Source organism: Streptomyces sp. NPDC029216 (assembly GCF_040648015.1).
Classification (GTDB): domain Bacteria; phylum Actinomycetota; class Actinomycetes; order Streptomycetales; family Streptomycetaceae; genus Streptomyces.
On the sequence record NZ_JBEZWL010000013.1, the window covers coordinates 88,038 to 98,494 of the forward strand.

At 69.1% G+C, this 10,457-nt stretch carries 10 protein-coding genes and 1 pseudogene; 5 read left to right on the plus strand and 6 right to left on the minus strand.

The window, feature by feature from the left end:
- Nucleotides 1-10: 10 nt before the first annotated feature.
- The gene (locus tag AB0F18_RS08155; RefSeq protein ID WP_362056218.1) at nucleotides 11-211 is read right to left on the minus strand and encodes an Imm53 family immunity protein; all 201 of its coding nucleotides are present in this window, start codon (nucleotides 209-211) and stop codon (nucleotides 11-13) included.
- A 92-nt stretch (nucleotides 212-303) separates the two neighbouring features.
- Here AB0F18_RS08155 and bla point away from each other — a divergent pair.
- From bla to AB0F18_RS08170, 3 genes and pseudogenes are all read left to right on the plus strand, one after another.
- A pseudogene (gene bla / locus AB0F18_RS08160) lies at nucleotides 304-1,248 on the plus strand (class A beta-lactamase).
- A gap of 117 nt (nucleotides 1,249-1,365) precedes the next feature.
- Nucleotides 1,366-2,598, plus strand: coding sequence for a hypothetical protein (locus AB0F18_RS08165; protein WP_362056220.1), 1,233 nt, complete (start codon nucleotides 1,366-1,368; stop codon nucleotides 2,596-2,598).
- On the plus strand, nucleotides 2,582-3,358 hold the full coding sequence (locus AB0F18_RS08170) for a hypothetical protein (RefSeq protein WP_362056222.1): 777 nt from the start codon (nucleotides 2,582-2,584) through the stop codon (nucleotides 3,356-3,358). The genes AB0F18_RS08165 and AB0F18_RS08170 overlap by 17 nt, the downstream gene beginning before the upstream one ends.
- A gap of 525 nt (nucleotides 3,359-3,883) precedes the next feature.
- On the opposite strand, the gene AB0F18_RS08175 is transcribed toward AB0F18_RS08170, so the two are convergent.
- Nucleotides 3,884-5,302, minus strand: coding sequence for a cellulase family glycosylhydrolase (locus tag AB0F18_RS08175; RefSeq protein WP_362056224.1), 1,419 nt, complete (start codon nucleotides 5,300-5,302; stop codon nucleotides 3,884-3,886).
- Between the two features lie 128 nt (nucleotides 5,303-5,430).
- Nucleotides 5,431-6,201, minus strand: a complete 771-nt coding sequence (locus tag AB0F18_RS08180) for a pentapeptide repeat-containing protein (RefSeq protein WP_362056226.1) — start codon at nucleotides 6,199-6,201, stop codon at nucleotides 5,431-5,433.
- A gap of 342 nt (nucleotides 6,202-6,543) precedes the next feature.
- Here AB0F18_RS08180 and AB0F18_RS08185 point away from each other — a divergent pair, with 342 nt between their 5' ends.
- Nucleotides 6,544-7,197, plus strand: a complete 654-nt coding sequence (locus tag AB0F18_RS08185; protein WP_362056227.1) for a LysE family translocator — start codon at nucleotides 6,544-6,546, stop codon at nucleotides 7,195-7,197.
- A gap of 489 nt (nucleotides 7,198-7,686) precedes the next feature.
- Here AB0F18_RS08185 and AB0F18_RS08190 read toward each other — a convergent pair whose 3' ends face one another.
- The 3 genes from AB0F18_RS08190 to AB0F18_RS08200 all read right to left on the minus strand — a co-directional run bounded on the left by AB0F18_RS08190 (nucleotide 7,687) and on the right by AB0F18_RS08200 (nucleotide 9,777).
- Nucleotides 7,687-8,382, minus strand: coding sequence for a hypothetical protein (locus AB0F18_RS08190; RefSeq protein WP_362056228.1), 696 nt, complete (start codon nucleotides 8,380-8,382; stop codon nucleotides 7,687-7,689).
- Complete coding sequence (locus AB0F18_RS08195) at nucleotides 8,277-9,032, minus strand: HEAT repeat domain-containing protein (protein WP_362056230.1); 756 nt, start codon at nucleotides 9,030-9,032, stop codon at nucleotides 8,277-8,279. Before AB0F18_RS08195 ends, AB0F18_RS08190 begins: the two co-directional genes overlap by 106 nt.
- A gap of 142 nt (nucleotides 9,033-9,174) precedes the next feature.
- Nucleotides 9,175-9,777 carry a hypothetical protein gene (locus AB0F18_RS08200; protein WP_362056231.1) on the minus strand — a complete coding sequence of 201 codons (603 nt, stop codon included), beginning with the start codon at nucleotides 9,775-9,777 and terminating at the stop codon, nucleotides 9,175-9,177.
- A gap of 190 nt (nucleotides 9,778-9,967) precedes the next feature.
- On the opposite strand from AB0F18_RS08200, the gene AB0F18_RS08205 reads away from it, so the two are divergent.
- A complete protein-coding gene (locus AB0F18_RS08205; RefSeq protein ID WP_362056233.1) occupies nucleotides 9,968-10,336 on the plus strand; it encodes a PRC-barrel domain-containing protein in 369 nt (122 codons plus the stop codon).
- The last annotated feature ends 121 nt before the right edge of the window (nucleotides 10,337-10,457 follow it).

The following is a 10,457-nucleotide window of genomic DNA, read 5'->3' on the forward strand; positions in this document are numbered from 1 at the left end:
TCGATACCCCTTACGCGGCGCCTTCGACGGCCCAGGCACGGAACAGCGTGAGCGCCTCGGTCAGGTTGCTGGGCCCACACGCGATATGGAACGTCTCCTCCGACGTCCAGGCCATCACCCAGTCGTGCTCACCACGGGTGACCTGCCGCCGGGGATACTCCCGGTCCGCCAACTCCGTCTCGAGCACGGGACCGGAGAACCCGGTGAACATTTCTGCATGCGAATCGTGCGGATCCGGGATGGAACCGTCGGATCCGTTTGCCGTGCGTCATGATCGACAAGGTTTCCCGACGAAAGAGGTCGATGCCCGTGCATCCCGCTCGCCGTACCGTGCTGGCCGCCCTGGGGGCCGGGGCCGGGACCGGGGCCGGCGCCGTGCTGACCGTAGCCGCCCCCGCCTCCTCGGCTGGACCCGCTGCGCCGGCTGGGGTCACCCAGGCCCTCGCCGAGCTTGAGCGTGAACACGGCGCGCGGCTCGGCGTGTACGCCCTCGACACGGGCACCGGACGGGCCGTCACTCACCGGGCGGACGAACTCTTCCCCATGTGTTCGCTGTTCAAGACCCTTGTCGCGGCGGCGGTCCTGCGCGATCTCGATCACGACGGCTCGGTCCTCGCCCGCCGCATCCACTACACCCAGGCGGACATCGTCCGGTCCGGCTATTCCGAGTGGACCAAGCGGCCGGAGAACCTCGCGAACGGTCTGACGATCGGCGAGCTGTGCCGGGTGGGCATCACCTAAAGCGACAACACCGCGGCCAACCTGCTGCTGCGCGAACTCGGCGGCCCGTCCGCCGCCACCCGCTTCGCCCGCTCCCTCGGCGACGGGGTGACGCGTCTGGACCGGTGGGAGCCCGAGCTGAACAGCGCCGAACCGGACCGGGTCACCGACACCACCACCCCGCGGGCCATCGCGCGCACGTACGCCCGGCTGGCCTTGGGAAACGCGCTCGACCGCCCGGACCGCCATCTGCTCACCGAATGGCTGTGCGCGAACACGACGAGCAGTAAGCGTTTCCGGGAGGGCCTGCCCGGCGAGTGGCAGCTCGGCGACAAGACCGGCGGTGGTTTCCACGGCACGAACGACGACGTCGGCATCGCGTGGCGTCCGCACGGGGCGCCGCTGGTCCTGGCGGTTCTGACGACCAAGCCCGCGAGGGACGCAGACGCGGACGACGCGCTGGTGGCCCGGACGGCCAGGGTACTGGCCGAGGCCTTCGGCGGTCCGGGCGGTGAGGTGAGCCGGTAACGGTCGTGGAACGGCCACCGCCCCTACAGCAGAACCCCGTTGCCCGTGGTCAATCCCCGTGAGAGCATCAGGCTTTCGAGAATTCCACCAGGATCCACGAATTACAGGTACCGGTTGATGTGCACGAAAGAGCTGACAGAAGCCTCCGTCGAGGATGCGGGCAACATCTTGGTTGCGCCTTCGACGTTGCAGGACAATGACTTGATCAGGGACTTCTTCGGGACCATCATCACGCCAGAGGAGCTTGCTGCCGGCTCGCCCGACCTCGGCCAGAAGACCGTCTACCTGAGTGGCGATGTCACGGAGATCAGCGGCCGCCAACTGCAGGCAGCCGCCCGGGTATTCGTGATCCAGGAGCTGTCACAGGGCTACGACGAGGACATCGACAATCCTTCTTGGACCGTCATCGACGCCGGCCGAGTTCCCATCCGCGTACACGGCGTCGGCGTGTATTACCGCCGGTTTTTCGGACTCGGCGCCGATCACTTCGGACGGATCCGTGCGGAGCACGCCTTCCAGTCCCTGACGGAGTCGACCAAGCCTGGGACAGCCCACCGCAGCGGAATCTACCTGACGCCCGTCACACGAGACGGTGACGAACTGCATTTCCGCCTGCTCCGGTGCTCCACGAATCTCTCAGGGCCGACCGAGGGCTTTCGCGCGACTGACACGCGCATCGTCGAGGCTCTGAATCACGAGGCCGCCAGCGTTTTCAGGAACCACACGCCGCTCAACCACGTCCTCGCCCAGATCTACCACAACACCCCTGCCACTACCGAGCGCAAGCAGTCCAAGGCCAAGATCTCGTCCCATGCCGACAAGACCAAGGACATGCCCGTCAATGGCATCATGGCCTTCTGCACCTTCTATGATCAGCTCGACAAGCTGCAGCCCCTGGCCGAAGACACCTTCGACTATGGGGTGAAGGGCGCCAGCGCGCTGACCAAGCTCCACTTCCGCCTCAAGGAGCCGACCGAAGAACGCGACGGGTCCACGCTCCCCGCGCAGTTCACCCTGACGCTCTATCCCGGCTCCGTTTTCTTCATGCCGCTGTCCACCAACCGCCTGTACACGCACGAAATCCGCCCCTCGACGTTGGACGCCGAGCTGCTCCCCACCCGCCTGGGATACGTGGTGCGCTGTTCCAGCGCCGAAGCCGTTCACAAGAACGGCAGCACGTTCCTGAAGATGGCCGGTGATCTGGTGAAGCTGGGGCCACCCACGCCCGCCGGCATGGACGAGCTGCGCAGGCTGTACGCCGAGGAGAACAGGACTTCGTCCTTCATCGATTACGGCGACGATTTTCTCTTCAGTATGAACACGGGAGACTACGATGCCCCCCGAGTCTAGGATCTCGGATGAGATCATCTCGTGCACTTTGCCGACCGAGGAGAATCTCTTCGCGGAGCTGTCCCTGTCGGCTCGTTGGGAAGACGTAGGAAAAGGCCGACGCGGCGCCACCCTCACCAGGATCGACGAGGCCGGTCGTGTGCCCCTCGTGCGGACCACCACTCGATACGGCACCCCGACGCAGCGATTCCGCGCAGTGCATGAACGGCTGGCGCAACAGGTTCAAGAACGTGCGGCGCTTCCGGTCGGCTTCAACAACGCCCTCATCGAGAACTACACGAACGCGTACAAAAAGATGGGCAGCCATTCCGACCAGGCCCTCGACCTGGCCGACGAATCGTTTATAGCGGTCTTCTCCTGCTACCGGCACCCCGAAGCGAGCCCATCGAGGAAGCTGGTCTTCGAATCAAAGGCGACAGGTGGCGAGAACGTCGAGATCGCCCTCACCCACAACAGCGTCGTCGCGTTTTCTGTCGATACGAACCGGCGACTCAAGCATAAAATCGTATGGGATGGCCCCGTCCAAGCGTCGGATAACCAATGGCTGGGTGTGACCTTTCGAACGTCAAAGACCCTCATTCGTTTTAGCGACGGACAGGCATACCTCCCGCAGGGCGTGCGCCTGACGTTGGCCGACGAGGAAGAGAGCAGCGAATTTTACAAACTGCGACGCCGTGAGAACAACGAGACGGACTTCATCTACCCCCCGCTGGCGTACACCATCAGTGAGAGCGACCTGACGCCGCCCAAACACCCTTGACGAGATGAAGGCCACGCCGGCGTCGTCGGTGTCGCCGAAGTCGAGGGCGTAGACGCAGTAGCCCTGGGCCTTCAACTCGGTGGACGTCCCGGCCCAGTTGCTGTAGCGGTTCTCGTAGGTCCCGTGGACCAGGACGACCGGACGCGGGTGGGCGGCGCTGGGACGGCAGTCCCAGACGTTGGCGCCCGGCGGGTCGATGTCGAGGCGGAGGATGGAATAACCCATGGCGGAAAGGAAATTGTCCTGCGCCGGGCCGGTCTCCGCTGCCGCGGACGTGGAGGTGGCCAAGACCGTCGCCGCGGCGGCGGCACAGACGGCGGTGACGTATCTGGGTATGTGCAAGACGGCTCCTGAGCAGTCCGGAACTCGGACAACGCTCGATATTTCCCATGAGTGCCGACCGAGGAGGGAACCCCGGGGTGGCCTCCCCCCGACGTCCCCACCGGCACGGGATCGAGTCGGCGCCGGCCCGCTTGCGCGGCCGGAACTCCGGCCGCGCCGGGCGCCCTTCGTGCCGCAACGGGACTACCTCGGGCTGATCGTCACCTCGTAAGTGGCCCCGGCTCCGCCGTGGGTGCTCACGGTGACGGTCTGACCGTGGCCCTCCCAACTGGCCTTGCCGCCTCGGACGTCGACGCGGTAGCCGTTCGGATACGTGTCCTGCGGCACGGTGATCTGGGTGGGTCCCTCGGCGTTGTCGCGGGTGCGGAAGGTGAGCGCGTAGCTGCGTGTGGCGGGGTCGCACGCGAACCTGAGCGGGTCGCCCGCGACGGCCCGCGCGTACGGCTGGACGAGCAGCCGGGCGTTGGGCTTCGCGGCGCCCGTCTGGTCGAGGAAGCAGTAGCCGCCGCCCCGGCACCACTGCCACCACGTCCAGCCACTGGAGAAGCGGTCCAGGGAGGCCGTGATGTCCGTGACGAACTGGCTCGCGTGCGGAACGTAGGGGTTGCCGCCCCACTCCCCGACGATCACCGGCATGCGGTTACGGGCCGGGTAGTCGCTGATCGCGGCCTCGTAGGCGGGGATGAAGGTGCCGTTCGGGTCGTAGTCGGCGCCGGTTTCCATCGCGGTCTCGTAGAAGTGCGGCGCGTAGCCGGCGTGCGGGTCGTCGATGCGGCCCATCCGGGTCGGGACGCCGAGACCGACGATCACGGTCGGTTCGACGAACACCCACGACTTGCGGTCGACCAGGCGGATCGCCCGGGCGAGGCGGTTCCACAGTTCGGTGAGCTCGGTGGCCTCGAAGCGGCCCGCCGCGGCGGGGAGGTCTTCGCCTTCCAGGAACTTCGCGAACGGCTCGTTCATCAGGTCGTAGCCGAGCAGCGCCGGGTGCCTGCCCAGGGCGGAGGCGACCGTCATCCACATGCGGGCGTGCGCGGCGCGGAGATCGGCGTCCTTGTACAGGTGGTCGAAGGCGGCCTGTACGGACGGCTCGAAGTACTCGGAGAACCAGTCGTCGGGTATCGGCGAGAACGGCAACCCCTCGTCGCGGGTGGCCCAGTCGGGAACGCCGCGGGAGCCGAAGTGGGGGCCGTACACGTCCTGGTGGGCGTCGAGGATGACCTTGACGTGGTAGCGGTCGGCCCAGTCGAGGATGCGACGCATCTTGGTGAGGTAGCCGCGGTCGTAGTGCCCGGGGGTGGGTTCGAGGTCGTCCCAGAAGAACGCGAGGCGCGCGAGGTTGAAGCCCCGGGCAGCCATGTCCTTGAGGTCGCCCTCGTGGATGTCGGCGAACGCGTCGGCGCCCCGGCCGCTCTTGTCGGCGAGGTTGAAGCCGCGCCACTGGAGCGCGCGGCCTTGGCCGTCGGCGATGAAGGTACGGTCACCGACCGTGACACGGTCGGGGGCGCGGTCGGGGTCGGCCTGGGCCTGCGCGGGGAGGACGCCGAGCAGGAGGGCCGCCACGGCGAGGGCGACGGGGGCGACGCGGGAGGTCCGGCGCATGCAGGAGAACCTTTCGAGGCTGGCTTCTCGGGCGGCGTGCTACTGGCCGGTCGGATGTTACTGGCGAGTGACTCAAGTTCCCATAACTTGACGGGAGTTGTTGATCCATCGGCCTGCTGGCGGCTGGCTCACGCTTGGCCCGCCGGTGTGTGGCCTCTGGACGTAGCCTTCGGCCGGTACGGGCAGCGCATCGATACAGGCCGCCGAACAGGCGTTGACCAGCAAGGGCAGGACGTCGGCCCCCGACGTACAGAGCGAGATCCAGACCTGGCGGAGGTCCCGACCCTGAATGCGCCGGTCGCAGTGAACTCCTCAAGGCTCTTCATCGCGCCGATCTCAGGCGGGATACGCACCAGCTTCACCGAGGTGAGTTCGCCGATGGTCGGCGGGAGCGTGATGACCTCGCGCCGCTGTTCCGCGGTGAGCTCCACCCTCATCCGATCGAAGCGGGCATCACCCCCGATCTTCACCTGACGGAAGAGGACGCGACTGCCGACCTCCGCCCGGTCGAACGAGACGTCACCGGAGATCTCGGCCCCGTCGAACACGACGTCACCGTCGATCTCCACCAGGTCGAAACACACTCCGCCCCCGAACACCGCCTCTTCGAAACGGGCCTGCCCGATCCGCGGCTTACGCGTGGAGGGGTCCGTGAGCGCGGCGAGCAAGGCGCTCACCAGCTCTTCGGTGAAGTGGGTGCCACGGTGATCGACATCGGCGCCGGGACGCAGGCCTGCGAGGTAGGCGAGGCGTTCGGCGTCGGGCAGGTGAGCCAGGCATGCGGTGTGGTGCTCGACCTGGCGGCCGCGACACTCGGCGCCGCCTGGTAGGGAGCCATCGCAATGCGGCCATGACGGTAAGTCCGGTGCGGGCCGGTACGGGGCGGCGGTCATGTGCATGGGACGTGGAATGTCCAGCAGCCGGTTGCAACGGGCCGCCGGCGCGCCGGGCCCTGCGCACGCCGTCGCCGATCGTCCGCCGCGCAGGAGGCGTTGGTCCGGGCGCGGCCGCGTCCCGCACAGCCTCCCGCACCAGCGTCCGCAGACGAGGGCTTCGTCCAGGAACCGTCGCAGGTCCCTACGGGAGCGGGCGGCTGCACCGCTGCCCGGTCAGGGGGAGCGCCTGGGATACGGTCGGCTCCCGGGGCGAAACGCCGGGAGAGCAGCACCATCAGTCCTGCTGATGGGCAGTGAAGCAGACCGCGTTGGACGTGATCGTGGACGGGCCTTCAGGATGGCCGCATGACCGTTTCCTCTGCCGTCGCCTCCTTCGCCGTCGTGGCAGGCATGCTGACCATCATGCCGGGACTGGACACCGCTCTGGTGCTACGCTCCGCCATCACTCTGGGCAGGTGCCGAGCCTTCGCGACGGCGCTGGGGATCCTCTGCGGCGTGCTCGTCTGGGGCGTGGCCGCTGCGGTCGGTGCCTCGGCGGTGCTCACGACACCCCATCTGCTGTACGACGCCCTGCGCGTTGCCGGTGCCGGGTACCTGGCGTGGTGGGGGATCGGTATGCTCCGCCGGACGCTCAAGGAGCGCGGCCAGCCGGTGTCGGGGGATGCGGCGGGCGGAGCGGGAGCCAGGACCGCGGAGGCGACCTGGGCACGGTCCTGGGCGCGCGGGTTGGGCACCAGCCTGCTGAACCCGAAGAACGGTGTCTTCTACATGGCGATGCTGCCCCAGTTCATCCCCAGCGGCACCCCGCATCTGCAGATGGGCGTCGTCCTGGCGGCCGTACATGATCTTGAGGGGTTGGTTTGGTTCAGCGCGCTGATATTCGGCACCCAGCTCGTCCGCCGGTGGCTGAACCGCAGCTCGGTGCAGCGGGTCATCGACGCGATCACCGGCACGGTACTCGTCGGCTTCGGCGTCAAGTTGGCACTCGGGGACGGCTGACCATTGACGGCCGGACACCACCTCGGTTGTTTCCGGCTTGGCACAACAGCCGTTCAGCGGGCCGGGGCCGGGCAGCCTCTGCCACGGGCGGGGTTTGGGTGCGGCGATCGGGGACACACGCGGTGGTGACGGTGGTACGTCTCGCCAGGTCGGCGATCATCGCCTCCGGCGACCGTAGGCGGGTACCCCCAGGGTTCCGTCTGCGGGCCACCGACACGGCACCGCTCCGTCGTCCCGCCGCAGGCACTGCCCGCAGCCGCGTCCACGCCTCCCCGCAGACCCGGCCCGGCCAAGCCCCCGGCGGCCACTGACCACACAGCGGCCCCCGGGCCCGTCGGCGGGACGACGACCGCCGCGACTCGGTGCACGGTGTGGATGTGGCGGTGAAGCAGGTCACCTCGCCGAAGCCGCCGGCCCCCAGCAGACGGGCCGAGCGGCACCCGCCCGCCACCCGGTGCGAACCGCACGAGGCGCGCTCGGCAGACCGGCTCACCCATCAGAGCTGTCACGGCGGGGCGGAGCGGCGGGGGTGAGGATCGCGTGGCGGGTGTGGAGCGCGGCGGACAGGAGGCGTTCGTCCAGTTCCATCTCGGCGTCGGGTGTGGAGTCGTTGACGGGGATGCGGGTGCGTCGGTCGATGAGCGCCGTCACGGCGGGCAGTGCGGGGAGCGCGGCTCGTCCCATGCGGGCGAGACCCTCCAGGTAGAACTCGCCGACCGCGTAGTCCGCCAGGTGGGGTGTCATCAGGTCGAGCAGCCGGGGGAGCGCGGAGGGTCCGGCGTGGCGCAGCCACAGCGGGGCGCATCGCGCCTGTGCCCGGCCGGGCCGGCTGAAGGTGAGGTTGTAGAGCTGGGCCGCCTGCCGGAAGGTCAGGGGCCCAGCGTCCAGCAGGGCGCTGAAGATCGCGGTGGCGTGCCCGAGGCGGGCGACGCCCACGGGCTTGGCGGCGAGGAGGGCGGCGGCGGACGCGCTGTCGTACGCCGGCGGATCTCCGAACGGGTGCCGGCGGGTTTTCGGGGGAGGCGTGAACGGCAGCCCGGCGATGAGGGCCCCGTGCGCCTGCCGTGCCGTCCGGGAGATCAGGGCCGTTCCGAGGGCGTCCGCGAGCCCCGGGGTCGCTTGCCGGCTGTGGCACCGGATGAGCAGCGGCAGCAGTGTGACCGGGGCCGCCCGCAGTTGTGGCACGCCTCGCGGGCGAGCCCGGCGCCGATGTCCCGGGTGGCCGGGTCACCGAGGAGCCGGGCCACGAGGGCAGCGCAGTGCCGCTCGCGCCCCAGCCCGTACAGCACCCGGCCCCAGAGGGGCCCGACGTCCGCCAGGTGCAGTGCGGCCTCGCGGGCATCGGTGAGGAGCGCCCTGTCCAGGGCGGGCCACCGCACCGGCGGGGCTGCCCGCAGGGTCTCCAGGTGGGCGAGGAAGCGGACCGCTGCGAGGCGGTCGGTCCTCAGCCGGGCGACGGCGGGGCCGAGCGCCCTGGCCAGGACGGTACGCACCACGGGGTCGGTGAGTTCGCCGAGGGCGGCGAGGACAAGGCCGGGTTCCCCGCGATGCCCGACGAGGTAGGCGGCCCTGCGCCGTACCTCCTCGTCGGGGTCGTCGAGCCGGGTCGGCGCGGCGTCGACGGCCTCGGGCCAGGGCTGTTCACAGGCGAGGCTGCAGAGGAGGTCCATGGCCCCGCGCCGTACGAACGGCTCTCCGCTGCGGGCGAGCCGAAGAAGCCGGATGGCGGCGGGGCCGGTGCGGTCGGCGCGTACCGCGTCGAAGAGCGCGATGCGGGAAGGGTGGGCGGGCATCGTGGCGGTCCCGTCGGCCACGGCCGCGCCCAGCCACTTCACGGGCTGGGGCGGAAGTCGCCCTTCCGTGCAGAAGATTCGATCACGCTGTCGATCCTGTCACACGGGCACCAGCTCGGCCAAGGCTCACCGGACGGCGGCGGCGTCCTCATCGCCGGGCAGGCACGGGTGGTCGGCCGGCATCTCACGGGCTCGTGGCCGCCCACCCCTCCAGCCAGGCGGTGACGTCACGCCGGAACTCGGGGTCCTTGTAGACGTCCTCCTCGGCGAGCCATGCCAAACCGCGCAGGACCCCCGGGGAACGGGCGGGCTCGCGCACCGCGTACACGCCCACACCCGATTCGTACGTGTCGGCCAGGAGCCAGACGCTGCTGTCCAGGGCCAGCATGGCGAAGCCGGGGTGCCCGGCGCGGATGCCGAGGAACGAGGCCGCGCCGGCACCCATGACGTCCCACCGGTCCAGCAGCCGGACCCGGTGCCAGACGTGGACCTTGTGGCGCTGCCGGCGGTCCACCGCGGCCGTCCAGGTGCCCCTGGGCAGCATCAGGAGGAACTCGCGGTTCTCATCGATGAGGCCGGAGGCCGTGGCCAGGCCGTACCAGCCCTCGTTGAGCCGCTCCACGAGTCGCGGATCGTCGTAGTCGACGAAGAAGCCACCGAAGATCCGCTCGCGCTCGTACCCGAGGACGTGCGGAACCGCCGAAGCGGGAACTCCGTCGGGCAGCACCTCGATCCCGGCTCCCAGCAGCGGCCGGAGTACCTTCCGGTACCTCTCCTGCCGACCCAACCTTCCCTCCCCACACCCGAGTGCCCGTTCGCAGGGATCGTACCGAGGCGGACCAGGACGTCCCGGACCGCGTCGTCGGGTGGCCACCCACCTGCACGGCAGGTTGCGTCTGTGTCAGATCCGACGGACGGGGCAGCCGCGGGAGTAGGCAGGGCTGCAACACCCCATCCACCGGAAAGGACCATCCTTCATGACCGAGAACGTCTGGCAGTACGGCGAGACCAACAGCCGGTCGCAGGGCATCGACCTCAGCGGGTTCAAGGTCGAGGCGGTCGACGGGAACATCGGCAAGGTCGACAAGCACTCGGACGAGGCCGGTTCGGCCTGGATCGTGGTCGACACCGGGGTGTGGATCTTCGGCAAGGAGGTCCTCCTGCCGGCCGGCACCGTCTCGCGCATCGACGTGGACGAGGAGAAGATCTACGTGGATCGCACCAAGGAGCAGATCAAGAACGCTCCGGAGTTCCACCGCGAGAAGCACCTCGGCAACGTCGACTACCACGACGAACTGGCCGCCTATTACCTGCACGGCGCCCCGTTCGGCGGGCGACCCTTCTGAACCGGTACAAGGAGCACGAGGGTGAACCGGCGCCCAGCGCCGCACGGCCGAGCGCGAGCCCCGGCACTGAGGGCTGCACGGCTGCACGGCTGCGGCTCCCCGGCGCCTGCACGGCGCCGGG